The 25445-nt window shown below is 50.0% G+C and carries 19 protein-coding genes; 13 read left to right on the forward strand and 6 right to left on the reverse strand.

The features are described 5' to 3' along the window. Nucleotides 1-33: 33 nt before the first annotated feature. From ACX1DY_RS24550 to ACX1DY_RS24560, 3 genes are read left to right on the forward strand one after another with little or no spacing between them, the layout of a single operon-like run. Nucleotides 34-1827: a cache domain-containing sensor histidine kinase gene (locus ACX1DY_RS24550; RefSeq protein ID WP_458966820.1), complete on the forward strand. Its 1794-nt coding sequence runs from the start codon at nucleotides 34-36 to the stop codon at nucleotides 1825-1827. Continuing rightward, on the forward strand, nucleotides 1824-3449 hold the full coding sequence (locus ACX1DY_RS24555) for a response regulator transcription factor (RefSeq protein ID WP_458966821.1): 1626 nt from the start codon (nucleotides 1824-1826) through the stop codon (nucleotides 3447-3449). Before ACX1DY_RS24550 ends, ACX1DY_RS24555 begins: the two co-directional genes overlap by 4 nt. A gap of 1 nt (nucleotide 3450) precedes the next feature. Beyond that, on the forward strand, nucleotides 3451-6255 hold the full coding sequence (locus tag ACX1DY_RS24560; RefSeq protein WP_458966822.1) for a glycoside hydrolase family 2 protein: 2805 nt from the start codon (nucleotides 3451-3453) through the stop codon (nucleotides 6253-6255). A 101-nt stretch (nucleotides 6256-6356) separates the two neighbouring features. Here ACX1DY_RS24560 and ACX1DY_RS24565 read toward each other — a convergent pair whose 3' ends face one another. Both ACX1DY_RS24565 and ACX1DY_RS24570 read right to left on the reverse strand, forming a co-directional pair. Then, nucleotides 6357-7622 carry an MFS transporter gene (locus ACX1DY_RS24565; protein ID WP_458966823.1) on the reverse strand — a complete coding sequence of 422 codons (1266 nt, stop codon included), beginning with the start codon at nucleotides 7620-7622 and terminating at the stop codon, nucleotides 6357-6359. A gap of 49 nt (nucleotides 7623-7671) precedes the next feature. Beyond that, entirely contained in the window at nucleotides 7672-8583 is a 912-nt protein-coding gene (locus tag ACX1DY_RS24570) for a LacI family DNA-binding transcriptional regulator (RefSeq protein WP_458966824.1), read from the reverse strand. Between the two features lie 198 nt (nucleotides 8584-8781). On the opposite strand from ACX1DY_RS24570, the gene ACX1DY_RS24575 reads away from it, so the two are divergent. The 8 genes from ACX1DY_RS24575 to ACX1DY_RS24610 all read left to right on the forward strand — a co-directional run bounded on the left by ACX1DY_RS24575 (nucleotide 8782) and on the right by ACX1DY_RS24610 (nucleotide 18450). Beyond that, on the forward strand, nucleotides 8782-9924 hold the full coding sequence (locus ACX1DY_RS24575; RefSeq protein ID WP_458966825.1) for a DUF1611 domain-containing protein: 1143 nt from the start codon (nucleotides 8782-8784) through the stop codon (nucleotides 9922-9924). A 20-nt stretch (nucleotides 9925-9944) separates the two neighbouring features. Further along, nucleotides 9945-11084 (forward strand): DUF1611 domain-containing protein, encoded by a 1140-nt coding sequence (locus ACX1DY_RS24580; RefSeq protein ID WP_458966826.1) that lies wholly within the window; start codon nucleotides 9945-9947, stop codon nucleotides 11082-11084. Nucleotides 11085-11086: 2 nt separating this feature from the next. Continuing rightward, nucleotides 11087-13105, forward strand: coding sequence for an alpha-amylase family glycosyl hydrolase (locus ACX1DY_RS24585; RefSeq protein WP_458966827.1), 2019 nt, complete (start codon nucleotides 11087-11089; stop codon nucleotides 13103-13105). Between the two features lie 44 nt (nucleotides 13106-13149). Next, on the forward strand, nucleotides 13150-13584 hold the full coding sequence (locus tag ACX1DY_RS24590) for a hypothetical protein (RefSeq protein ID WP_458966828.1): 435 nt from the start codon (nucleotides 13150-13152) through the stop codon (nucleotides 13582-13584). A gap of 21 nt (nucleotides 13585-13605) precedes the next feature. Beyond that, nucleotides 13606-14784, forward strand: a complete 1179-nt coding sequence (locus ACX1DY_RS24595) for a glycosyltransferase family 4 protein (RefSeq protein ID WP_458966829.1) — start codon at nucleotides 13606-13608, stop codon at nucleotides 14782-14784. Between the two features lie 18 nt (nucleotides 14785-14802). Continuing rightward, nucleotides 14803-16041 (forward strand): Coenzyme F420 hydrogenase/dehydrogenase, beta subunit C-terminal domain, encoded by a 1239-nt coding sequence (locus tag ACX1DY_RS24600; RefSeq protein WP_458966862.1) that lies wholly within the window; start codon nucleotides 14803-14805, stop codon nucleotides 16039-16041. Continuing rightward, on the forward strand, nucleotides 15998-17368 hold the full coding sequence (gene aroA / locus ACX1DY_RS24605) for a 3-phosphoshikimate 1-carboxyvinyltransferase (protein ID WP_458966830.1): 1371 nt from the start codon (nucleotides 15998-16000) through the stop codon (nucleotides 17366-17368). The genes ACX1DY_RS24600 and aroA overlap by 44 nt, the downstream gene beginning before the upstream one ends. A gap of 188 nt (nucleotides 17369-17556) precedes the next feature. Beyond that, nucleotides 17557-18450: a copper amine oxidase N-terminal domain-containing protein gene (locus tag ACX1DY_RS24610; protein WP_458966831.1), complete on the forward strand. Its 894-nt coding sequence runs from the start codon at nucleotides 17557-17559 to the stop codon at nucleotides 18448-18450. Nucleotides 18451-18675: 225 nt separating this feature from the next. On the opposite strand, the gene ACX1DY_RS24615 is transcribed toward ACX1DY_RS24610, so the two are convergent. The 4 genes from ACX1DY_RS24615 to ACX1DY_RS24630 form a co-directional block, all read right to left on the reverse strand. Continuing rightward, on the reverse strand, nucleotides 18676-19884 hold the full coding sequence (locus ACX1DY_RS24615; protein ID WP_458966832.1) for a S1C family serine protease: 1209 nt from the start codon (nucleotides 19882-19884) through the stop codon (nucleotides 18676-18678). A 13-nt stretch (nucleotides 19885-19897) separates the two neighbouring features. Beyond that, nucleotides 19898-21139, reverse strand: coding sequence for an FxLYD domain-containing protein (locus ACX1DY_RS24620; protein ID WP_458966833.1), 1242 nt, complete (start codon nucleotides 21137-21139; stop codon nucleotides 19898-19900). Between the two features lie 262 nt (nucleotides 21140-21401). Continuing rightward, nucleotides 21402-22865 carry a hypothetical protein gene (locus tag ACX1DY_RS24625; RefSeq protein WP_458966834.1) on the reverse strand — a complete coding sequence of 488 codons (1464 nt, stop codon included), beginning with the start codon at nucleotides 22863-22865 and terminating at the stop codon, nucleotides 21402-21404. 26 nt (nucleotides 22866-22891) lie between these two features. Beyond that, nucleotides 22892-23263, reverse strand: a complete 372-nt coding sequence (locus ACX1DY_RS24630; protein WP_458966835.1) for a MarR family winged helix-turn-helix transcriptional regulator — start codon at nucleotides 23261-23263, stop codon at nucleotides 22892-22894. A gap of 507 nt (nucleotides 23264-23770) precedes the next feature. On the opposite strand from ACX1DY_RS24630, the gene ACX1DY_RS24635 reads away from it, so the two are divergent. Next, on the forward strand, nucleotides 23771-24796 hold the full coding sequence (locus ACX1DY_RS24635; RefSeq protein WP_458966836.1) for a LacI family DNA-binding transcriptional regulator: 1026 nt from the start codon (nucleotides 23771-23773) through the stop codon (nucleotides 24794-24796). Beyond that, nucleotides 24796-25332, forward strand: coding sequence for a GNAT family N-acetyltransferase (locus ACX1DY_RS24640; RefSeq protein WP_458966837.1), 537 nt, complete (start codon nucleotides 24796-24798; stop codon nucleotides 25330-25332). Before ACX1DY_RS24635 ends, ACX1DY_RS24640 begins: the two co-directional genes overlap by 1 nt. Nucleotides 25333-25445: the final 113 nt, after the last annotated feature.

Here is a 25445-nt window from a genome sequence, read left to right on the forward strand (position 1 = left end):
GGGGGGCTCCCTTTCCGGTTCATGGAGGAGATTATGCAGCTAAGACAACGAATAGAGAAATGGATCATTCGTATGACCCGTTCCATGAACCTGAGGAGTAAAATCGTGCTCTTCTACGCAGTAATTGTATTTATTCCAACGGTTCTTCTTGCGATGGGCGCAGGCTATTTAACGCTCCATACCGTAAGGGACAATTACATGCTTACCATAAAAGAGGCGGTTCGGCAAAGTGCTCTTAGTATTGAGTTCCGCAAGCAGAGTTATGATCTCCTGGCGACCCGAACGGCGACCGATGGTGAGCTGATCTCCAGATTATCAAGGGATTATGAAGATATTTCCGAACAGCTGAGTACGGTCGAATACGTGGACCGTTCCTTTCTGTTTACGAGCAAGTATTTGCCGGGGATCATGAATTTTCGCATTTATCATACCAACGATACACTTGTCCAGGATGGCGGGCTCTTATGGAAACCGGAAGACCGCATGCTCTCCGGCATTAGGGAACGGGAATGGTTCGAGCAGAGGGTTCAACTGCCGGATAACCTGACCTGGTCCAACGCCCTGGACGACAAAAACGGGCTTGTCATTTCCCACAAAATATTGAATGCTTATGGAGATGTCTATGGAATCGTCTATTTGCTGCTGAATTATAATGAGGTTTTTGCGGAATCGTTCGATCATCCCTTTAACGGGGCGGGCGAGATGTATATCGTAGACCAGAATGAGCAGATTATCGCCTCTTCGCAGCCGGATGAGATCGGCAACCGGCTGGAGGCATCTTCTTTAAGGCCGTATTGGAGTACTTCGGGCGGGGTGGAAACGACCATCGACGGAAGGGTACTGATTACGCAAAAAATGAAATCCGGCTGGACGGTCGCAGCGCTCGTTCACCTCGACAGGATGGAGAAGCAATCGACGCGGATATTATATTGTATTGTAGGGGGCATTGCTTTTTTTCTGCTGTTGTCGATCTTCCTGATTATGATTGTACTGAAAAATGTCATTTGGCGGATACGCAAATTAGGAAACCGGATGACCGATATTTCCAAGGGCTATTTCGAGGCAAAGGTGAAAAACCGTGACAAGGATGAGCTGGGAGAGCTCGAAGTCCTGTTCAATTCCATGTCCGGCCGCTTGAGAAATCTGGTTGAAGAGAACACGCAGGTGATACTCAAAGAGCGTGAGCAGTCTTTTAAAGCACTGCAAGCGCAAATCAATCCGCATTTCATCTATAATTCACTTAGTTTAATTCGGTGGCGGGCCATGGACATGCAGGATGAGATGCAGCTGCGTACGATTGATGCCCTGACGACCTTCTATCGCCTTGCGCTCCACAACCGGATGAATGTGACGCGAATCCGCGATGAGCTTGAACATGTGAAGGCCTATGCAGAAATTCAGCAGCTGCGTTACCCGGATCAGGTACATGTGGAGTGGCAGGTTGATCCAGGCGTTCTCGATTTATACACCATCAAATTACTGCTGCAGCCGATCGTTGAGAACAGCTATTTACATGGCGGCATTACGAAGAAAGAGAATGCGTACATTCAAATTTCAATTCAGAGATTAACGGATGCGGTTCAATTTCAAATTTTTGATAACGGGAAAGGGATTAACAGCGAGCAGCTGGAACGAATACGTGCTGGCAGCTTCACCGGTACAAGAAACGGTTTCGGTATGAATAATATCCGGGAGAGGTTGATCCTGTATTTCGGTTCAGAAGGCCAATTTGAAATTGACAGTATGGAGAACGAGTGGACGACCGTAACGATCCAGATTCCGGTTTGCGAGGAGTCTCCTGAAATCAAAAGAGGTGATGGGTCATGATTCAGGCGTTAATTGTAGATGACGAGCCTATGCATATTCAAGGACTTGTTCAACATACAGATTGGAACAAATTAGGGTATACTAGGCCTTTAACCGCCCGATCAGGTGAAGAGGCTCTTGCTATTTTAGCTGTAGACAAGGTAGATGTTCTCATCACAGATGTATCTATGCCCGGGATGACAGGGATAGAATTGCTCGCCAGATGCAAGTCGGATTATCCCCAGCTCCAGTCTCTTCACACCCTGATGATCAGCGGGTACGACGAGTTTGAGTTTGTTCAGGAGGCCATTCATCTCGGCGCTAAAGCGTATGTGCTTAAACCCATCAAGACAGGAGAACTGGAAGAAAAGCTTGCCTTGATCCGGGAATCCATCGAGAAGAAGAACCAGATCGAACAGGAAACAAGCGAGCTGAAGGAAAAGGTTACGGGCAGTTACGATGTTCTTCAGGAACGGTTCGTCAATGACCTGATCGAAGGATGGATACATAGTGACGAACTGCTTGATTCCTGGCAACGGCTTCTGGATTTGCCCCCGGAAGCATGCCAAATCAGTCTGTTTCTGTTTGGCTATGACCGGTTGTTCCTGGCGAACCCGAACGATGCCAGGGAGCGGATTATGTTCAGCGAAGGGCTGATGAAAAGCATCAAAGTGGGCCTGAATGGTTTTGCCAACACGTATATCGGTAAAACAGGGGCGGATGAAGCGGCAGTGATTCATCTGAATACCTCTCCCAGCAACCGGGCGAAGCTCGAAAAGCAGCTTTCTTTTATTAAAGATGTAATGAAGGAACAATTCAATGCTTCCGTTATGGTAGGTATTAGCAGGGAATGCCGGGAATGGGGGGAAGTTCCGCTCTTGTATAAAGAAGTAAAGCATATGATAGCGGGAGCCAGACTGGCCGGTTATGGTCAAATCCTTTATTTTGACCGGGTGGAAATGAGGGATTACTGTAGTTTCCGGCTGCGTGAAGAGTATATTCCCGAAATACTCAAGCTGCTGGAAAACGGGGATAGTGAGCAGGCGCTTGTCTTTTTTACTAACGCTTTTGATATGCTTCTCACACAGGAGCCAGTGTCCTTTTCATATATTCAGGCTTTTGGGATGGGACTTATCAGTGAATTGACCCGCAAATTGAGACGAACCAGGGAACCGGACGATCCGCAAAGCAACATCCTGATCTGGCAGAGTCTAATTAATTGCACGAATGCGGCAGGGGTCCGGGGGGTTGTTTTAGAGTACCTTTCGCAATATGCCGGTCTGAAGCAGAAAGAGCAAACCGCACAGCAGCATCATCTCATTCAAAATATCGCCCGGTATCTGGAGGAGCATCTTCAGGAGAATGTGACGGTAAAGCAGCTCGCCGAGCAGTTTCATCTCAATTCAAGCTATTTAAGCGTTCTATTCAAAAAAGAGATGGGCCGGACCCTGTCTGATTTTGTACAGGAGACACGTATGAATAAGGCAAAGGAGCTCCTTCAGGACCCGAATATCAGGGTATACGAAGTGGCGGAGCAGGTGGGCTTTCAGACCGCTGCCTACTTCACCTTCCTCTTCAAGAAATTGGTTGGCACTACGCCGCAGGAATTCAGAGACTATTACTATACGAGGAGTGATAGATAACATGTACGCGAAAATGAATTTGGAAGGCGTCTGGAAGCTGCAGCTGGATACCCTGAAACAGGGTTTATCCTTGCCGTTCCAAGATTCCATTACACTTCCAGGCACCACTTCATACGCCCGTAAGGGGACGAAGAATGAGACTATTCTGGTGGAAGCTTTGACGGATGAATATCACTTTGAAGGATATGCCTGGTTTTCAAGAGAAGTGGAGATTTCCGGGCATTTGGCCGGCTCCACCTGTTTTCTATATCTGGAGAGAACCCGCGTGACGACAATCTGGCTGGATGGCCAAGAGGTCGGTACACAGAACAGTCTTAATACGCCGCACCTGTATGAGCTGAAAGGACTGGTTCACGGTATACATACCTTAACTATTCGCGTAGACAATACCGGTTACCCGACCAAAGGGGGACATCTGACCTCGCCCGATACACAGACCAATTGGAACGGAATCACAGGCCGCATAGAGCTTCAGTTCTTCAAGGAATCCTACCTAAAGGATATACAAGTGTACACGGACATCAGGAACCGGTCGGTTAGAATTACTTCCAGGCTGGAAGGCGAGGGAAAAGGAGTCGTTGCCGTCTCTGCAAGAAGCTGCGGCTCTCAGCCGGTGCATGAAGTGATGGAGCAGGAATTTGCGCTCTCCGGGAAGGATATCTCCATTGACTATGCCATGGGGAAGGATGCATTACTCTGGAGTGATGAGAATCCTGACTTGTATAAGCTTACAGTTAATCTGAAGAATGAGAATGGAGAAGTTCTGGATAGTCATGAGATTCTGGTGGGCTTGCGGGATTTCCGTGCGGATGGGGACAAGTTCACCATTAACGGAACCAGAACCTTTCTCCGTGGAAAGCACGACGGCTTGATCTTTCCGCTGACCGGTTATGCACCAACCACGGTGGAGGAGTGGCTCAGAATTCTGGGCATCTCCAAATCCTACGGCATCAATCATTACAGATTCCATACCTGCTGTCCGCCGGAGGCCGCTTTTACCGCTGCAGACATGCTGGGCATCTACATGGAGCCGGAGCTGCCGTTCTGGGGAACGATTACCGAGGAGACCGACGAGCAGCATAATCAGGAGGAACAGGATTACCTGATCAGCGAAGGTTATGCCATTCTTAAGGCATTCGGCAACCATCCCTCGTTTGTGATGATGTCGATGGGGAACGAGCTTTGGGGCAGCAAGTCCAGAATTGATGGTTTTTTGAAAGACTATAAGGCATTTGACAATCGCCATTTGTATACTCAGGGCTCCAATAATCATCAATGGGTGCCTTCTATTCAAGAGCATGATGATTTCTTCTGCGGTGTGCGTTTTTCCAGAGACCGGCTCTTCAGAGGTTCTTATGCGATGTGTGATGCACCGCTGGGCCACGTTCAGACTGATGTGCCAGGCACCATGACTGATTATGATGCGCAGATCATCCCTCCGGATTTCCATAGTGGGGAAGAGGCGGCTGAAGAGGGCGATGGAAGTGTGCAAATCCAGTTCGGGACCGAGGCCAAGACGGTTAAGGTAAGTGATGCGGCGACAGAATGGATTCCCCATATTCCAGTCATCTCCCATGAGATCGGACAATATGCGACCTATCCTAATTTTGATGAAATTGAAAAGTATAGAGGGCCGCTGAAGGCCGAGAATTTTAAAATATTCCGCGAGCGGCTGGAGCAAAAAGGGCTGGGCCACCTGGCCGCCAAATACTTCGAGTGTTCCGGACAGCTGGCGGTGGCCTGCTATAAGGAAGAGCTGGAAGCCGCTTTCCGGTCCAGGAAGCTCGCAGGGTTCCAGCTGCTTGATCTTCAGGATTTCAGCGGACAGGGAACAGCACTGGTTGGCATTCTTGACGCTTTCATGGATTCCAAGGGACTCATCACACCCGAAGAATGGCGTACCTTCTGCAGCAATGCTGTGCTCATGGCCAGATTCGAGAAGTATAACTATGTGTCAGAGGAGATCTTCAATGCGCATATCGAGCTAATCTGCTACCTGAGCAAGCCGCTTGGCCAGGCCGATCTGTATTGGGAGCTCAGTGATGGACAGAAGACGCTGGCGGATGGGACAGCAAGTGTGTCTGTTCCTGAAGGTGAGAATTACATTGATATCTGTGATCTGGCGATAGATATGCCTGCCGTGGACACCATGACGCAGGTTGCCTTGTCCCTGAGGATCGGAAATACGGATATCCGCAAAACGTATGATCTCTGGATTTATCCTAATCATGTACCTGTTGACCCCACTGGTGTCCATTGGTTCGAGGAGCTGTCCGGCGAAGCCCTTGCTCTATTGGAACAAGGAGAGAACGTTGTTCTAATGCCTAAGCCGGAAAGCATAAGCAATGCTATAGAAGGATTCTACAGTACGGATTTCTGGTGTTATCCAATGTTTCGTTCGATCTCAGAGAGCATGAACCGGCCGGTACCTGTCGGCACTATGGGACTTCTGATCCGCAATGAGCACCCGGTATTCAAGCACTTCCCGTGCCAAGAATATTCTACCTATCCCTGGTGGAGTATTGTGTCCCATTCACGGTCGCTCATCATGGACGGAACCGGCAGCGAATGGAGTCCGATTGTCCAGACCATCGACAATTTCGAACGAAACCATAAGCTTGGCTTGCTGTTCGAATGCAAGGTAGGCCCGGGAAATCTGCTGGTATGTCCGCTGGATACCGAGCAGGCAGCCGCAACACCGGAAGGCAGACAGTTCCTGTTCAGCTTGCTGAGCTATGTGAAGTCCGCAGACTTCCAGCCTGCTTACGAAATCGGAGTGTCTGAGCTTCTAGCCCAGGTGAAATAATAGATGCCAGTGATTGCGCTAAAAATGAATAATTAGATGAACAAAAGAGATCAATGATGTTACTATCGTTGATCTCTTTTGCAGGTGCGCCCGCATAAGTGTTATCTATAGCTTCGAATGACCTTGAGCCTGGTGGAGGCATATAGGGCGAACAGGAGCAGCAGCAATCCAATGGAGCCCATAACCGGGCCGGGACTGAAATGATCAGAGAGGTAAGAGACAACGGTCAGGCCAATCGACGGAGCTACACTCATAATCGAACCCAGTACACCGAAGACTCTGCCCTGGAGCTCTTCCGAAACCTCCAGCCGGAGAACGGTGTTGATCAGCAGAGTGCAGAACGAGAAGATGAATCCGATCAGCAGAATGATGGGAATGGCTGCGGCTGCAGAAGGGATGAAGGATAACAGGACGTACATCGGGCCCAGACAGAGCAGGCTGCCCATAATCAATAAGCCCCGCCGTCTGATTCTGGAGCCGAGCAGCAGGATCATGCCTGAGCCAATCATATAGCCGAGGGGAATGCAAGCTTCCATGAGTCCGAACTGGAACGGGCTGGACTTCCATATCTTGACGGCCATGACCTGGGTCAGCATCAGTGAAGGCATGAAGAATAACGTAAGCGTCGGAAGCATAATGATAACTGCCTTGGCAAAAGGAAACTTCCAGATATACCGCATGCCTTCTCCAAGATCCTGAATGAAATTCTTCTTCTCTTGAGGTGTTTGATCGACGCGGGCTGGCATCGGCAGGGAACGGACGGCGAGAACCAGCAGGAAGGAGACAACAAACGTGAAGGCATCGAATAAAATGGCGTCCGCCGCACCGAAGGTCGCTACAAAAATCCCTCCCGCCGAAAAGCCGACTGTACGGCAAATATTTTCCGACAGGTTAAGCATTCCAACGGCCTGCTGAACATGCTCTTTGCCGACAACGGTAACAATGGAGGACTGGTAGGCAGGAGACTGGAAGAGGGCCGACACGGTAGTCATCGCTGTAAGTACGGCTACGATAATGAAGGAAGAGGATGGAACGGAGATAACCAGGGCAAGCGTCACAACCAGCGCGGAGCTGATCAGGTCTGTAACCAGCATGATTGTTCTCCGGTTGATCCGGTCCGCGAACGTTCCTCCAATTGACCCGATAAGCGAGCTAAGCAACAGGTTAATGATCGTCAGCACAGCCATTAATTTGGCGCTGCCGGTAGTCTGGAGCACCCAAAGGCTCAGGGCGATGCTGTGAAAGGTATTGCCGAACAGAGAAATGGAAAAGGAACAGAGCAGCAGCAGAAATTTTTTGTTGGCCCAAAGCCCCGGGTAGGAGGGGGCGGCAGAAGCCGCCTGTCTGGCCAAAACCGGATCGGACATAGCGATTCTCCTTTCAACTTAAGCGTTTAAGTTAATCCTCAAAAAAAATTTAATCAACATAATAGCAGTTATTGTCTTGCTCGGAGTAGTCAGAATGATGCAATAACTTCTGCATGAGATCAAATGCCACTTCCGATTTATCCCCATGAAAAAGAACCTTCTCCACACCCTCACCCAGCATTTCCGGAGAATTACAGGTACAGATTACAGTCAGGTGCTCGAAGCGGGCGGTCTTCTCGATGTGGCTGCCAATGAATTCATTGATCACAATCGCCTGCTTGAAGCGGCGGTGATCTGTTGCCGGAAGCAAATCGTGAAGCTCGCGGATCTCGAAAACCGCATCGTCAGCCAAAGGAACACTGCTGCGGATATAACGGGTCAGCAGCGAATTGTTGAAGCTCTCCATAATCAAACAGACCTGCGACAGATCGTCCGGCAGGGCTTTCTCAAGCGCCGGGCGGTAATTGAACACCACCTGCTTGAACAGCTTATCCTCAATCATGCTGTCGATCAGAATCAGGGGAATCCCCTCAACAAAGTGTCTGGAAATCGAGTAAAAGGACGCATCCCGCACATCAATGAGAAACACGGCTTCCAGCTTGCGTTCGACGATAATATCCAGCGTAGGGTTATCGGCATCCAAAGAGTAGAGTAACGTATGGTAACCGGCTGCTGTAAGCCGCTGCTCCAGAGCATGGATGAAGGCGAGCTGGGCATGAAGCTTCCAGTAGGGCATGTGCTCGGACTTGTGGACCAATACGCCTACCAGACCGGTTTTTTGGTTTGCTAGAGAACGGGCTGCGAGATTCGGAATATAGCGGAGCTCCTCGGCCAGTTCTATGATCTGGCGCCGCGTTTTCTCAGGAATGGTCTGATTATCCACACGGTTCAGCACATAACTCACGGTTGCAACGGATACATTGGCCCGCATGGCGATGTCCTTCATAGTCGTCTTTTTCAACAATCCAGTCTCCTATCCGTCAATTTTCTAAAGATTAACATTTGGGCGGGTCAGGAGTCAATCATAGATGTTATGTGGGATAAAAATACTTTTATTACTTTGTATTGATCTAATAGGTAAAATATTGTAGTATCAGCTTAATCGGTTAAGTGTACCGGTTGTTGTCTATCTCTACTCTATCATGGGAGGCGGTTATGCATGGACAATGTGGTGTTGTATCCCTTCAATAAGATCACGCAAGGGATGATCAGGTTCAGGGATTTGACGGATTTCAGGATAAGGGCGGTTGTCGATTTTGTCCTGCATAAGGGTGCAGATGCGGCAGAGCTGGTTGAAGGCAGGGCGGCGGGTATTCCGGTCACGGACAATATTGAAGAGGTGCTTGAGGCTGCCGATACCTTGATTCTGAATGATCCGGGAACTTCATTTGGCAATAACGAAGGCGTATACGGCGAGCATAATCTCACTCAGCTGTGGAGAATGCTGGTTATTGCGGCCCATGAGCGGAAGCTGCGGATCATCAGTGTGCACGAGATTATTGACAGTTCTACTCTGAAATGGCTGTTCGAGCATGGAATTACCATTGAGGTTCAGCCGCAAATCCCCGCAAGTCTGGAGCACCGGCTTCAAGCAGAATATGTATTTCCTTCCCCTGGAGACGAAGTAGCCACTTATCTATCTTATTTTGATGTAGACGCACAGATAGCCGCATACAACCACAATATTTGCAAGGTAGCGATATTCGCAACAAGAGGCTGCCTGGGTAAGTTCACCGCCCAAATGTCGTTATTCAGAGAGCTTAAGCAGGCAGGCGAGAAGGTCCGGGCCATTATAACCGAGCCTACAGCTCCACTGTTCAACCAGCCGGGCGGAGATATTATGAAATTTATCGCCCACAGGCCGCTGAATCAATACGCGTACTACATTCATGCAGCCGTCCGTGAGGCGGAGAGCGAAGGCTGCGATTATGTACTGCTGTCAGGCCAAGGCTCCCTGCTGCCGAATGAGAACTTCGTGATTGCTGCAACCAAAGTCTCTTATCTGCGCGCCTTCCAGCCGGATCTGGCAATCCTGATTGCAGGTTATGATGATGATGAGCAGATCAGAGACAGCCTCGACATTCTTCGCATATACGGCAATGCCAGCCGGCCGTTCGCCATTCTGATTCCAGATAAATACGAAGTTGATTTTGGAGAATACGTCTTGAAGAGCCCTGAAGAAATAGAACGCCGCAAGGAAGAGATCCGCAGCCGCTTTGAAGCTGAGCATGTCGAATCTGTGCTGGACATTGGCAGACTGGCCGCCAAGCTGTCCCAGTATAAGAAGACTGTCAAATTATGAACCGGGCGGAGGCGGTGAATATGCAGAGAGTCGTGCTGTATCCATTCAATAAAATAACGCAGGGGCTGCTTCGCTTTCGTGACCTGCTGGATGTGGAGATTGTCTCGGTGATCGACTTCGTGCAGGAGAACGGGCAGGATGCCGGAGAACAAGTGGACGGGAAGCGCTCGGGGATACTTATGTTTAGGTCAATGGAAGCCGGGCTGAAGGGTGCGGACACCCTGATCTTGAATGATCCGGGCACCACTTTTGGCGGGAACAAGGGTGTATTCGCTGAACATGATCTGGCCGGATTATGGCGGCAGCTGGTTTTGTATGCATCTCACCGGGGCCTAAGGGTGGTTAGTGTGCATGAAATTTATGACCGGGATACGCTGAACTGGATGACGGAGCAGCAAATCAAGATTGATGTGGTTCATAGTCCAAGGGAGCAGCTTATTCAAGAGATGGACGAGCGCTACGGTACGTGCGACACGGAAATAGAGAGCTATCTGGGACAATTCCAGAAGGAGGCGCTGATGTTCTCCCGCCCTAGAACGATTAAGAGAGTTGGGATTTTTGCCACCCGGGGCTGCATCGGCAAGTTTACCGTGCAAATGAATCTCTACCGGCAATTTGGAGTGCAGGGCATTCCGGCGACAGCCTTCATCACGGAACCAACCGGCTTTCTCTTCCGGCAGCCCGAAGGTGATATTTTCAAGTTTCTGGGGCATCGTCCGCTTCAGCAGTATCCGTATTATATAGACACTGTGATTCATCAGGCAGAGCGCAGCGGCAGCGAGTGGATTATCATGGCGGGGCAAAGCTCAATCCTTCCGACGATGAATATTGCCTTCAACTCGCTGAGATACGCGATGCTGCGGACATTTGACCCGGATTTTATACTGCTGATTGCCGGTTATGACGATGACGAGCACATTCATGATGCGATTGAGATTCTGAGAATCTACTCCAGGCGGCCGCTTGCCCTCCTGCTGCCGGACAAGCTGGAGACCTCTTACGGGCACTATGAGTCCTATCCCCATGAACAGCGAATAGCCCGCAAGCTTGAGCTGGAACAGAAATTCCGAATTCATGTACTCTTTATCGAACAGGCGGAAGAAACGCTGGACCTTCTGCTGCAGGCAGCGAGTGCCATCCCGGCCGGTTCTGGTGCGTAAATATGCTGAATCCGGGCGAATGCATTTATCAGATTGTTACCGACCGGTTCTGCGAAGGCAATCCTGGCATCCGTCCACCGGCTGAGCTATTCAGTGCGGATTCAAGCAATCTGCGGAAATACCTCGGCGGCGATTGGGAAGGAATTATCGCCAGAATTGAGGACGGATATCTCACGGGAATGGGCATCACTGCGATTCTGATCTCACAGCCGGCAGAGAACATCCATGTATGCATGGACGATGAAGCAGGCACGGCTTCCTATCATGGCTATTGGCCCAGGGATTTCCTCAGGCCCAACCCTTATTTTGGTTCAATGGACACCTTCAGAGCCCTGGTGAACACTGCACATGAGCATGGACTGAAGGTCATCATTGATTTTACGCCCAATCATACATCCCCGGCACTGGAGCTGCAGCCTGCTTACATGGAGAATGGCGCATTGTACCGCGCCGGAGAGCTTGTGGCAGCGTACTCGGGAGATATGGAGCGGGTGTTCCTTCATAACGGCGGCACATCTTTCCTGAATGCTGAGGATTCGCTGTACCGCAACTTGTATGACCTTGCCGGACTGGATCAGATGAATCCGCAGGCAGATAAGCTTTTACGCGAAGGAATTGCCTACTGGCTGGATCAAGGGGTTGACGGTGTCCGGATTGACGCCGCCAAACATATCCCCCCAGGCTGGCTAACATCGCTGAGTGGATTCATTCATGCCAGGAAACCGGCTTATGTTTTCGGAGAATGGTTCCTTGAGGCACACGGCAGCTCGCAGGATAATGCTGCTTTTGCCAATGGCAGCGGGATGAGCCTGCTGCATTTCATGTTCACACACTCCGTACGGGAGAGCTTTCACGGCGAACGGGGATTCGAAGCTTTCGCTGGCATGCTGAGTGAAGCCTCCAGGAGCTACAAGCATTTGTTCGACCAGCTTATTTTTCTGGATAATCATGATATGAGCCGGTTCACTCAGGACGCGGACCCTTCGCTTACGGATTTGGCGCTTGTACTGCTGCTGACTTCCGCGGGCCTGCCTGTGGTGTACTATGGAACTGAACAGTACATGAGCGGAGGGGATGACCCGCATAACCGTCCCATGATGAGCTCCTTCAGCAGAGAGACACCTGCCTATCGGATTCTGGCTGAGCTTAACAATCTAAGAGCACGTAATCTTGCGATTGGCTATGGCAGTACCAAGCTGCTGTATGTGAACAACAGGGTGCTGGTATTCGAGCGCGGCTACAGGGGAGCTGCTGTCCTGGTCCTGATTAGTCTGGAAGAGAGCGAACATGTCCTGCCGCCACTGGCGACTTCCCTTCCGAAAGGCGCATATTCCAGCCTCCTGAGAGAAGTCTTCCCGGATCGTGAAGTGGCTGCAGGGGCCGAAGGGGACATACAGAATGCAGTGTTGGCTCCGCGGTCTGCTTATGTCTATGCGTATGAGTCTGATTCTGACTCGGAGGAGCCGGTAGCCTTGCACTTCTACCCCAAAGCGGTGTCGCCGGGGAGCGAGCTAATTATTCAGGGAAGACATTTGGGGGACACAGGCAGTCTGACGGTTGGCGGGTATGCTGCAGATGTCCTCTCATGGGAAACCGGCGGGATCGTATGTAAAGTTCCGGAGATACCGGCAGGCAAACACCGGATACAAGGGCTTAGAGGCGGGAAGACGGAGTTCCTGCTGTCGGAAGAGCTGACCGTATGGACAGGTAAGCTGGTTACAGTAAGGCTGGTGGTCAAGAACATACACACGGATTATGATTCACAGGTCTTTGTGTCAGGGAATGTGTACGAGCTTGGAGAATGGGAGGCGGACAGGGCCGCAGGGCCATTTTATAACCATATTGTCTACCGGTATCCCACCTGGTACTGTGACATCAGCCTGCCGGCGGATTGCCGGATTGAATTCAAATTTCTGCTAAGAAGTGATTCCGGGATTGTGCGCTGGGAGCAGGGAATGGCTCATAGCTTCCAATCACCTCCGGAAGGCGTATCCGAAATGATTGTGGAGTGGCAGGAGTGATGGCCGAGAGTAATTCATCCAGTTGTCCAAAGGAGATGCTGCGTATGGATGAGAGATTGCAGTTCGATGGGGCGCGGCTGGTCTTCCAGACTGCGCTGGACGAAGACACAAGGAGCATGATCGCCTGGCATTTTAAAAGTGGCTGGCATGAGCTGCAGCAGGCTGTCCGCCTTACCGCTCTCTCCGCCGACAACAAATTTGCCCAGTTCCTGTTCCCGGTGGACCTCCCACTTGGACAAGCGCTGGACATGCAAATTCCCTGGCCGGAAAACCGCTACTATTACGCGGATTTGGGGATTATTAAAAAAGTGCAAACGTTTGTACCAATTTCGAGGTCGAATATTTTATATGTTTTTGACGATGGCAGAACGAAGTCTTTGGACTGGCTCTCCTTCCAAAGAGACCATTCCTCGCCTCCGCTGCTGGAGCAGAATACGTGGTGGGAATATTTCACGGGTTATTCACTTATGGCACACTGAGAGATTCGGAGGGGACAACCTATGCAATCAAGCGTATCTGTCTTAATCCTGTCCTGGGAGTATCCGCCTTTGGTCATTGGAGGGATTGCCCCGCATGTCTATGAATTGTCCAGGCATTTGCAGGTCGGGCAGACGGCAGTCCATGTAGTCACCAATACCGCGCCCGGGCGGCCTGTTCTAGAGGTGGAGAACAGCGTACATGTGCACCGTGTGAATTCCTATGAGAACCTGACTGACTTCGAGGATTGGGTGCTTCAATTCAATCTGGCGATTGTGGATTACGTTACAGCCCAGCTAAGCGGGAACATACGGTTCGATCTGATTCACGCGCATGATTGGCTGGTTGGTTATGCGGCTCTTCTTCTGCGCCAGCGCTATAAGCTGCCGCTCGTGACGACGATCCATGCTACAGAGCATGGGAGAAATCAGGGGTTGTTCACCCCGCAGCAGCATAACATCCATTCCATTGAACATGAACTGGTCTCTTCGTCGGACAAGGTTATTGTATGCAGTCTGCACATGCAGACAGAGGTCTGCGCCGTGCATGCCCTGGACAAGCAGAGGACAGAGGTGATTCCTAACGGCATTGATCTTCGTTCCCTGGAGCTTATGCCTGCCCATTCCTTCAGAAGAGAGCAATATGCGCAGGAGGGCGGGAAGATTGTCTTGTTCATTGGCAGGCTGGTCAAGGAAAAAGGGGTACAGGTGCTGCTCGAAAGTATGCATGAGGTGCTCCGGGAGTTTCCACATTGTACATGCATTATTGCAGGCCGGGGCCCTATGCACGCCGAACTGGAAGCCAGTGCGGCTGAGCTGGGTACAAGCGTACGGTTCACAGGCTTCGTGGACAGTCTGGAGAAAAGCTATCTGCTGGACATCGCCGATGTCTGTGTATTTCCCAGCTTGTACGAGCCTTTCGGTATTGTAGCGCTTGAAGCGATGGGAAGCGGTACACCGGTAATTGTGTCTGATGCAGGAGGACTTGGCGAGATTGTGGAGCACGGACGGACCGGACTCACCAGCATTCCCGGAGATCCGCATATGCTTGCGGACCGGATTCTATATCTGCTCCGTGATCCTGAGGAGGGGGAGCATCTTGCGGAGGCAGCCCGGCGGGAAGTCCGGCTGCGGTATGACTGGCAGCCTATTGCTGACAGAACCAGAGAAGTTTATTCCGCGCTGAGCGGCGTGAGATTATGAGGAAGGCAAGGTGCTGTGATGACATCTTTTATAACCCTCAAAGAAGAGATTCTTGATCTATCGCTCTGTGCTTCCTGCGGATTATGCGCCGCAGTATGCCCTCAAGGGCTGCTCTCGATGAACGGGGACTCCGTTCCGCTTCCCGTATTTCAGGGCCAGGAGAGCCAGGCGGCCGACACCTGCGGAAGCTGCAACCTCTGTTCAGAGGTGTGCCCGGGGTATGATACAGGCGTGATGGAGTCCGAGCGCCGTATTTTCGGCCGCAACCGGTCCGAGGTTGAACGCTGGACCGGTATCTACCTGTCCACCTATCAATTATCGGCAACAGATCCGGCGATCCTTGGCCGAGTGGCGGCCGGCGGGGCAGGGACGATTCTGGCGATCACGGCGCTGGAGGAGAAGGTGGCCGACGCGGTGATTGTTGTGGGGAGGGAGCAGGAACGCCCCTGGGTGCCGAAGGCGTACCTTGCCGATTCGGTGGACCGGATTATCGAGTGCGCGCAGACTAGCTACTGCATTACGCCCAATCTGGATCTGTTGAAGGATGGCAGATACGATAAGATCGGCATTATCGGTGTGCCTTGCCAGATTCAAGGAATCAACAGGCTGCTGAATCTTCCGGAGCATCTGCCTTCCTCTATACTGGCAGACAAGGTAGCGTTCACGATTGAGCTTGGCTGTGCCTCCAATACCTCCCTTGGCGGTACCGAGCATCTGATTACAGAGATTCTCGGCATCAACCTGGCTGATGTTGTCTTTATGCGTTACCGGGAAGGGCAATATCCGGGGCAATTTGTAGTCAGAACCCGGCAGGGTGAGGAGCATTTTCTCCCCTTTTACAGGCTGGTGGAGGAATTCAAGAAGTTCAAGACGTTCCGCTGCCTCGCTTGCCCGGATTGGTGGTCAGGCATTGCCGATATCTCCATTTCGGATGGAGACCCCAACATTTTTGATTCCAGCAAGGCCGGAGTATCCGCCAAAGCTTCATCCACGGTAATGGTGCGTACGAAGACGGGCGCTGATCTGCTTGCGCTTGCGCTGCGCCGGAATGCGGTTGAACTTACCGATTATACGTTTGAGAACAACCTTGGACTGGAGCGCAAAAGACAGCGTTACCGCAGCTACGCGGCAAAGGGCGACCGGCGGATTCCGCTGGCTCCCGGAAGAGATATGAACTACTCGCAAATACTCTCGGATGACGAGGTGATCAGAAATGGAATTGGTACAGAGCAGAGTCGAACTACCCGCCAAGTGTGACTTGCGAATCAGAGCAAAGCGTGAGGTGGGCTCCCTGGTGTTCGATTCGGTTCCCGGAGACAAATCCATCTCCCAGCGGGCCATTGTTCTGAACGCTATCGCTGAAGGCAGAGGCACCGTGCGGGGTGTGCTGCGCTCCCGTGACACTCAGAGCTGCACCGCTATTTTGCGCCAATTAGGTGTAACGTTTGCATGGAATGGTGCTGACCTGTCTGTGTATGGAAGAGGGCTGCGGGGCTTGCAGGAACCGGAGGGCAGACTCGAGATCGGAAATACGGCCACATCGGCCCGGCTGATATTGTCTATTCTGGCAGGACAGACTTTTGCAGCAGAACTTAGAGGGAACGCATTGCTTTCGGCAAGACCAATGGATTGGGTGGTGAAGCCGCTGTCGGACATGGGGGCTGTTATTGAATATCTGGGTACAAAAGGCTGTCTGCCGTTGCGGATTCAAGGGGCAGCGCCACTGTCTCCCATAGACGTAGAAGCCACTGTATTCAGCGCGCAGGAAAAGTCAGCCCTGCTGTTCGCGGGATTGTACGCGGATGGAGTCACACGTTATCGGCAAAGCTGCCAGAGCAGGGATCATACCGAACGCTTAATGCAGTATTTCGGGATAGACATTCATACGGAGGGCGATGTTACTTCCCTGAGGGGAGGCAGTCCCTTTTCCGCCAAGGATGTGATTGTTCCGGGCGACTTGTCCTCAGCGGCTTTTCTGCTGACCGCATATGCTATTCGGGGAATGGAGCGCAAGAGCAGCCTGACGATTAAGCGAGTGGGCGTCAATCCGACCCGGATCGGGTTCATCCACCTGCTCAGAGAGATGGGACTTTGCTTGACGCTGCACAAGGAAGAGGAGCTGATGTCCGGGGAGCCGATTGCCGATATCCATTGTACACCTGGAACCCGGCTGTCCTCAGTCCTGGCTGAAGGCAATGAGCGGATACAGAGCTTGATCGACGAGGTGCCTTTGCTGGCTGCGGTAGCGGCGTTTGCGGAAGGAAATACTGTGATCAGGAATTGCCGGGAGTTAAAAGACAAGGATACGAACCGGATTCAGACTACTGCGGGGGTGCTGGGCAATTTTGGTGTGGAAACTTCCTGCAGTGAAGACGAAATGGTCATTCATGGCGGCCAGTGTCCATCACCTGCCATTGTAGAGAGCTGCGGTGATCACCGGATCGCCATGACCGCCGCTGTGCTGGCCAGCAGCATGGATGAACCTTCGATTATCCGCAACTGCGGCTGTATCGACGTATCCTATCCGGGTTTTGTAGAGGACCTCTCTCAGTTTGCACATATTGATATTTTGCGTCCGGAATGACCCCGTAACGTGAGACAATCAAAACACCTTCAAGAGAATGGAAACCTATCGTTAGATAGGAAGAAAATCTTGAAGGTGTTTTTACATTAATTTGACTTAATTAAAGAAAAATAGCAAATCGTTGCTTTCCATTTTATAATATATCACGGCTATGAAGTATACCAATATTATGAAGGAGGAGTAAAATAATGAGAAAATATTTAAAGACGTGCTTACTCGCCATATTAGTATTTGCAACTGTGTCAGGAACAGCGGCGGCAAGTAGTTCCGGTATCATTTCTATCTTTGTTAATAACGAGTTTGTAGTTACGGAAGCATCCCCGTACATTGACCACGGGACGACTATAGCTCCTTTAAGTGTAATAAAAAAAATCCCTGGTATTAGCGTTACATGGAACAACTCAAATAAAACGGTCACCATTGTTCATGATAATAAAACAATTACACTTATTGCAGGTCAGAATTCAGCAACTATAGGTTCAAATAAGGTAAACCTGCCTGTGGCTTCTCTAATTAAAAATGGAAGTGTAATGGTACCTTTGCGCTTTATTGCTGAAGCAGCAGATGCCTATATTGCCTGGAATCCTTATGAACGTAATGTTTATGTAGTGAAACCAACTCAAGAAATGATCGCAAAAACGAAATCAGCCAATTTGGCAGAAGCCCGTCAAGCGACCTTAGAACTTCCAACTGTACGTTTACTTAAAACAATAACCCAAAGCATTGAAAGTCACACTCTGTATTACTATTTTCCTGAAGGAAAGGCTGACCAAGTATTCATGACTATGGGGAATGGAGTAGAATACCTTGAAGCAGTAAATGGGCGATTGGAGCAAAAGTGGGTGGCACGGTTTGATGAAAAGGGAACAATAAAAGGGCCATTTTTTCTCCCAAACATTGCAGAAGAGGTGGGTAAGCAGCCGACGATTACTTCTAACCGGATTACCTTCTTCAAGCAGTATTTACCTATTGGAGAGGCTGATTATGGATTTATTGATCAAGAGGGTAAAAGCACAACCTTAGGGCATCATGATATGCCGGGTTTATATGATTTTTTTGAAATACCAGAAGAAAATAAATGAATAATTAACACACATATAAGTTGAACTTTTGATTTTCTTATTAGGGTACTGGTCGTGACTCCGGGGAATGTTTGGACTTCCGGCCGCTGTTGTCTGCAGATTTCTTGATTTGACCCGCTGTTCGCGGTGGAAATCCGCAGACAAAGGCGGACGCTATCGCTCCTCCAGTTCCAAACTTCCCCTCCGCACTCCTACCTTTTATATGATTTTTTTAAGTTCAAATCTTCACTTCACCTTCTTGCCATTTCCATGCAAAATCTTCATTTCGCCGTTCTCTACTCCCAGCGTGTAGGTGAGCTGATATTTCTGGTTGACGGTTCCGCTGTCACGGCGTTCTTCCGCTGTAATGAAGGCATTCACCGTGGCGCTGTCTTCGTTTTCTTCAACTGCCTCGATTCCATAGACCGCTACATAATTGGTCTTCAGGTAACCATTGCGGAAATTTTCATAGCTTGTTGTGCTCTGCCAACCGCTGCCGAGCAGAGAGTAAGCTGTTACATAATCACCATTATTCAGGCTCTCATAGAAATAGAGCACCACTTCCTCGGCATTAGAGTAATCTTCATCATAATCTTCATCTGTGCCTGCATCAGAACCTGTATTTGAATTGGTATTTGTGCCTGCATTTGAATTTGTTGCTGTTTCATTGCTTGAGCGAGCCGCTTCCGTCAGCGGATTCTTGGACCATTCCTCCACCTGATTAAGCACACTGGAGATTGGAATACTGAAGCCAATACCCGGACCTTCACCAGCGGTGGCGGAGTTAATGCCAAGTACTTCTCCGGTGATGGCATCCACCAGCGGTCCTCCGCTGTTCCCGTGGGTAATGGGTGCGGAAATCTGAATCATATTGCTGTATACATAAGGATCTATATCGAAATCGCGGTCAACCCCGCTGACAATCCCGGTGGTTACGGTATTCTCTAAGCCTAACGGACTGCCCAGGGCCAGAATTTCATCCCCAATCTCCGCCTTATGTGTGCGGGCAATAGTCAAGGGGACCATGCCTTTCATTTTGGGTACACGGACTACAGCAATATCCGTATCCACCCCGACTCCAATCACCGTACCCTGGTATTCTTCATGACTCAATGTGCGGATGGTAACCTCGGTTGCCCCTTCGACCACATGCGCATTTGTCAAAAGATCCCCTTGGCTGTTGTACAAGAATCCCGAGCCCAGCGAATCCCCGCTCTCAATGGTGACGACCCGTTTCTGGCTGGCTTCAATGATTTCTTTGCGTGTCTTGGGCTGTTTGTCCTGAACGGACGTTGTAGTCGCCTTCGGGGCCGCGGCATTCGCCGGAGCTGCAGCAAGCAGCGGTCCACGATCCAACTGTTGTTCGGCAGACTTATGTATGTACATCGCTCCTGTTGTTCCTGCCCCCAGAATAAATAAACATGAGAGCATACTTACCCATACTTTTGCAGACATAAATTACGGCCTCCTATTCCAAATACCATGTTGCATTGACCACAGACACCTGTGCCTGCTCATAGACTCCGTAATAGGTAGTCGTAAAATCGCCGGACTCACCGGGTGCGATACGATATGGATTCACGCTCACATATGTCTGACCCAAGGCAGCGCCGGATTCATCATAAATCCCCAGAGTTAAATCAACGGAATAGATCGTTCTTGTCGCTTTATTGCGGATGGTCCCGCTGATTTGCAGGTCCCCATATTCGTCGAGAATGATATGGATCCCCTTTACCTCAACCGCTGCTGTACGGTTCTTCAGATCCTCTGCGGCAGCCTGCTGCGCAGCAAGCTCGATGCGTTCTTGCTCAGCCCGCTCAAAAGCCTGCTTCTCGCTCTGAATTCGTTTGCGGTAGGTGCTTAATTTTTCATTCTCCGGTGCGTAGGATAGACCTTTGTCCACAGCTTGCAGTGCACCGGCAAAATCCTTCTTCTTCAGCAGCTTCTCGGCTGTACTGTAGCTGAGCCCTGCCAGCTTGCTGATAATCTGCTTCTTCACAGCCTCGGCTTCGTTACCTTTCAGCTTTGCAACTGAATCCAGCTTGGCAGCTAGTTTATCCACCGTATTCAGCTTATCCAGCTCACTCTTCACCTTCATCACTGCCAGCAAGGTCTGATCGGCTGCCAGCTCCTTGCGCAGCGCAGTAAATACCGGTTCCTTCCGTGCAGCGAGCGCCTTCGCAAGGGTATTGATTGTAGCCTCGCTGGCCTGAAGCTTCTGCTTCTTCAGCCCCTCTGCTGCTGATTTAAGCTTTCCCTGCCATTCGGCAGCTTCAGCCGTGACTGCTCTGTCCTGAGTGAGCGCCTCATAATTCGGCCGCTTGGCAACCGCAGAATTAAGCAGCGCGAGCGCCTCCGCATATCGGCCTTCCAGCGCTTCAGTCTGGGCTTTCTCTTGCAGCGCCTCCACATCGCGGTTCATCTGCATTTCATATTTGTACAAAAGAGCAAGGCCGGCAAAGACCACGCCAAGCAGCAGCATCGGAATGATTATGGCAAAAGCAAGGCCTGCTCCCTTGGACTTAGGCGCTGGTGCGGGTGTTCTTGCCGGTCCTCCCGGCGACATTCTCGGTTCAAGTCCCGCTGCCGTTTCAGCACGGGTCTGCGCACCAGGCGCCCGCTGTGTTTCGTTTGATAATAATTTTGTGCCACAACGGGTACATACTTTTGCCCCTGTTGTATTTTTGGTTCCGCATGCATGACAGTACACGTTGCTGTCCCCCATCAAAAATGTATCTTTCCTTCCATATATCGACATTATAATCTATTAAATTCGAAATTGACACAGAACATTTAGGATAAACCAATCAGGGAGCAGGGATAGGGAAGATCAGCCTTTTGCCTATTATGAGTGATGTGATATAGAAAGGGTAGAAGGGCGGGCTAGAGGGGTGAAACGGGAAGGTTTCACCCTTGAGGAGCAAAAGCAACTGAGAGTATAGCAAACCGCAGCCAACAGGACAAAACTGCTACTACTCTGTTTTAACGAACAATTCCAGCACACTGAAGGCCGGAGCTTCTATTACGCCTAATTCTTCAGTAGGGGAAGCATCCAGGGTCGCTGCCACCTTCGTAAAGGTCTCAATTTGCTCCATCATCAGGTCCAGATCCAGCATATCCATGAACCCGTCCTCTGCTTCCGCGCATAAATAATCGGGTGTCGGAATCAGCGAGATCGTTGGAATTTTCGCGTTATACAGGGGTTGCCCTTCGCCAAAATAAAGTGAGCCTTTAGGTCTGAGTGTGGTGGTCCGGACCTTTGAGCGTTCTTTTACACAGTCCAGATAGATCCGGTCCATTTCCGGGTTCGCCGTATACACAAATTCATGCTCGATATTGCCGGTGTAGCTGTAGTGCTCATGCAGGCGGTCATCCCGCCATTCCTTGCAGCCAAGATGCTCCAGTGTGATTCCTGCTACCGCACGCTTGTGGTTTCCTTCACCATTCCACAGCTCAGGATGATCTTGCAGCCAACGGGTTGTCGCCTGTCCATGAACACCGAATTGGGGAATTTGAAAATGGCCGGTCACGAATACAAAAACAATACTGCGGTTGCGGCGTTCAAGCGGGAGCCGGGAAAAGTACTTAGCCATCGCAAGCAGACCCACTCCGCCGTTCTCCTCGCAGGCATTAGGCCCGTCCGTATGAGTATTTACAAGGAGGGTCTCTTCCTTATTCGTCCCGGGGAGAACGGCATAGATCGTATCGCTGCTATCGTGGGGAGTTACCGTGGCTTGCAGCATCAATCTTGCTTTAACTTTGTTCAGAGCCGCTTGCTTCAGTTGCTTTCCGGTGTCTTTGCCAACCCAAAGTGCGGGACATTGCTGATGGGCAGTAGTGAAAGGCAAATATTGTCCCTTCGCATTGGGCTCCGAGAACTTGTTCCAGATGCATATTACGCCCAGTACCCCGGCTTTGTGCGCTTCCTCCAGCTTGGGCCCCCTCAGTATCGCCCCCAGCAAAGGGTTCATGATGAATGATGGAGATTTGGCGGCTGCAGCCGGATAAGATGATCTTGTCGAGAACAAAAGCCTGGAGGGAAGCTTCGGATTCGCAACCTCAACCACAGCAATCTTGCCGGCAGCCTTCTGAAAAGCATTCGCCGAGCCTTTGCCGCAATAGACCAGCTCTCCGACTACACCATCTGCCGGGGTTTCTCCGGAATAGGGATAATAGAACGTAACAGGCACATCTTCGAAGCTGCCAGCCTCATTCATGATGGACAAGCCCCAGCTCTTCGCTTCCCATCTTGTAAAATAATGCCGGTCTCTGCTAACCGTCAGCCCCAGCTTCTCCAGCTCCGCTTGCAACCAGTCCACAGACTGCTTATGTGCAGCATTGCCCGTATATCTGGGACCGAAGCCGTTAAGCTCTTCGAGCCAAGTCGTTACTTCCTGCATATTGGGATACAACGAAGCATCTATTACCGTCTTCATTTGATCGTCTCCTTTGCGGTTCATGCTCATTTCGACAAAATCACTTCGAGAATTCTTCTTAGCTCATGTATATCCGATGTGGGGACCTCCGCCAGAAAATTTTCGGTCATCTTATCTCTATATTGCAGTGCTAGGTTCAAAGTCTCTCTGCCAAGGTCTGTAATTTCCAGAATGACCGTCCGCCGGTCCTTCTCATTGAATACCCGGTTCGCATAACCCTCCTTTACAAGCTTGCTGGTTAGACCCGTAATACCGCCAGTGGTAATTTGCAGCTCTTCAGAAAGCGCCGACGGCTGCTGGGGGCCCCGGTCCTGCAATATTTTAAGTATTTGGTGATGGTTGAAGGACAGCTCGGTCGGATTGTGCTTGCTGATCTCGTTGTTCCATTTTTTGTACACATCAAAAAATAACTTCTGCGCTTCTAATAAGTTCTTGATTCTGTCAGTAATGATGGACACCTCATCTTATGGAGAGAGTAGTTTATACAAGTTGAAATTGAAAAAGGAATAAAAAGGGCGGGAGTAACGGAGGGGAAGTTTGGAACTGGAGGAGCGATAGCGACCGCCTGAGAGCTTTCCGTAGGAAAGCTGTCATCGTAAGCATAGGCTGTCTGCGGATTTCCACCGCGAGGAGCGGTAATAATCGAGAAATCTGCAGACAACAGCGGCCGGAAGTCCAAACATTCCCCGCAGTTACGGCTAGGCCCAAATATGAAAAACCAAAGTTCAACTTCTATAGATATTAATTTAGTTATAAGTAACTTAGTGCTAAGTTATTTTACGATTCATATTGAGCAATGTCAATTTATATTGTGAAATGGACGTATAGTAGCTTTATTGTAATCCGTTACATAAGGCATATCTTCTGGTATTATGATCTTAAGAATAGGACAAGGAAGGGAATATATGAAAACAATCACTATTTATGACATAGCGAAGGAAGCCAATGTATCCGTGGCAACAGTTTCGCGGGTACTGAATGATACAGCTCCGGTCAAGGCGAGCACCCGTGAGACCATAAATAAGATTATAGAGAAATATCAATTCCAGCCGAATGCGCTCGCACGGAGCCTGCTTAAGAAGGAGACCGGGACCATTGCCATGATCCTTCCAGACATCACTAACCCTTTCTTCCCGGAGGTGTTCTGGGGGGCGGAGAACGTTGCCAGAGTAAGAGGCTATTCCTTCTTCCTGTGTAACACGGCGGGGAATTACAACCGGGAGTCTGAGTTCCTCAGTATTCTCCGGGAGAAGAGAGTTGACGGAATTATCTTTTTGGGGGGGAGAATCAATCTGGCTAATTGTCCCCCGGAGCTGGCGCAGGAGGTCATTGAGCTGTCAAGGCATGTACCTATTGTCCTCGTGAACGGCAATTTGCCGAAAAGCGGCCTGCACCGGATCTATACGGATGAAGCCGCGGGAGCAGCGCTTGCCACACAGCATTTGATTGATTTAGGCCACAAGGACATTGGTTTCATTGGCGGGATGGACGATACCGCAACAACGCTAGTGAAGATCAAGGCCGTCAAAAAGAAGCTGAAGGAACACGGGCTGGAGCTACGTAAGGAGTGGCTGAAATCTGGAGAGTTCTCTGTACCGGGCGGCCGGGAGCTGATGAATCAGATGCTGGACCAGGAGCATAGACCGACGGCTGTATTATGTGTAAATGACTTCACGGCGATTGGAGCCATTAAGGCAGCTACCCAGCATGGGCTGCGTGTCCCCGGCGATATTTCTATTGTCGGCTTCGATGACACTCCGTTGTCAACAGCGGTGATTCCGGAGCTGACAACCGTTTCCCAGAATACTCACGAGCTTGGCGAGCTTGCCGTAGAGACGCTGCATCAGATCATCAACGGGAAGAATCCGAAGAAGCAGATTGTTTTGCAGCCTAAGCTGGTAGTGAGAAGCAGTACCGGGGGCTTGAACTAATGCTGAAAGAAAAATTAGGTGGGAACAATATGGAAAATAACTTTAAAGTATTAAGCGGAGACGTTAATACCGCTATTAATGTAATGAAAGAAGTAACAGCATGGGGACGTTCAGTTGGCTTTAGTGTTTGGAAAGACGAATATCTTACAAGAGAAAAGTTATTGGCGGGTATAAATGAAGATGACTTCTACATAGGAAAAGTTTTAGACGAGAATGCTAGCTGTATGATCTTACAATGGAATGACGCACTGTTTTGGCCGAAGGCAAAAGAGAACGAAGCAGGATATATACATAAGTTATGTGTTAGAAGGGAGTATTCTGGAAAAGGACTATCGCGGAAAATGGTTGAATTTGCCAAAGAAGAGTGTAGAAAAAGAAACATTGGCTTTTTAAGATTAGATACAGGGTGGAACAAGAAAAAGTTACGTGATTTATATGAAAGTTTAGGTTTTGAATTAGTTGGCAAAATCATATTAGATGACAGAGGTGAATTTGCTCTATTTGAGATGAAAATACAGAAGTCTATCCTGAAATAACGATGTCCGAACAGAGGACATTGTTATGGAAGCCTCGAATTTGGCGAAGCCAAATTGAGGGCCTTCTATGAAATTTCATCGTCTGAAGTGCGCGAAAGAGCGGCATGGCTGTC

This window comes from Paenibacillus sp. BAC0078 (genome assembly GCF_054483875.1).

What these genes read in the sequence shown, in the direction of transcription:
- ACX1DY_RS24550 (WP_458966820.1), top strand. Translation starts at nt 34, where the DNA reads ATGCAGCTAAGACAACGAATAGAGAAATGGATCATTCGTATGACCCGT.
- ACX1DY_RS24555 (WP_458966821.1), top strand. Translation starts at nt 1,824, where the DNA reads ATGATTCAGGCGTTAATTGTAGATGACGAGCCTATGCATATTCAAGGA.
- ACX1DY_RS24560 (WP_458966822.1), top strand. Translation starts at nt 3,451, where the DNA reads ATGTACGCGAAAATGAATTTGGAAGGCGTCTGGAAGCTGCAGCTGGAT.
- ACX1DY_RS24565 (WP_458966823.1), bottom strand. Translation starts at nt 7,622, where the DNA reads ATGTCCGATCCGGTTTTGGCCAGACAGGCGGCTTCTGCCGCCCCCTCC.
- ACX1DY_RS24575 (WP_458966825.1), top strand. Translation starts at nt 8,782, where the DNA reads ATGGACAATGTGGTGTTGTATCCCTTCAATAAGATCACGCAAGGGATG.
- ACX1DY_RS24580 (WP_458966826.1), top strand. Translation starts at nt 9,945, where the DNA reads ATGCAGAGAGTCGTGCTGTATCCATTCAATAAAATAACGCAGGGGCTG.
- ACX1DY_RS24585 (WP_458966827.1), top strand. Translation starts at nt 11,087, where the DNA reads ATGCTGAATCCGGGCGAATGCATTTATCAGATTGTTACCGACCGGTTC.
- ACX1DY_RS24590 (WP_458966828.1), top strand. Translation starts at nt 13,150, where the DNA reads ATGGATGAGAGATTGCAGTTCGATGGGGCGCGGCTGGTCTTCCAGACT.
- ACX1DY_RS24595 (WP_458966829.1), top strand. Translation starts at nt 13,606, where the DNA reads ATGCAATCAAGCGTATCTGTCTTAATCCTGTCCTGGGAGTATCCGCCT.
- ACX1DY_RS24600 (WP_458966862.1), top strand. Translation starts at nt 14,803, where the DNA reads ATGACATCTTTTATAACCCTCAAAGAAGAGATTCTTGATCTATCGCTC.
- aroA (WP_458966830.1), top strand. Translation starts at nt 15,998, where the DNA reads ATGGAATTGGTACAGAGCAGAGTCGAACTACCCGCCAAGTGTGACTTG.
- ACX1DY_RS24610 (WP_458966831.1), top strand. Translation starts at nt 17,557, where the DNA reads ATGAGAAAATATTTAAAGACGTGCTTACTCGCCATATTAGTATTTGCA.
- ACX1DY_RS24615 (WP_458966832.1), bottom strand. Translation starts at nt 19,884, where the DNA reads ATGTCTGCAAAAGTATGGGTAAGTATGCTCTCATGTTTATTTATTCTG.
- ACX1DY_RS24625 (WP_458966834.1), bottom strand. Translation starts at nt 22,865, where the DNA reads ATGAAGACGGTAATAGATGCTTCGTTGTATCCCAATATGCAGGAAGTA.
- ACX1DY_RS24635 (WP_458966836.1), top strand. Translation starts at nt 23,771, where the DNA reads ATGAAAACAATCACTATTTATGACATAGCGAAGGAAGCCAATGTATCC.
- ACX1DY_RS24640 (WP_458966837.1), top strand. Translation starts at nt 24,796, where the DNA reads ATGCTGAAAGAAAAATTAGGTGGGAACAATATGGAAAATAACTTTAAA.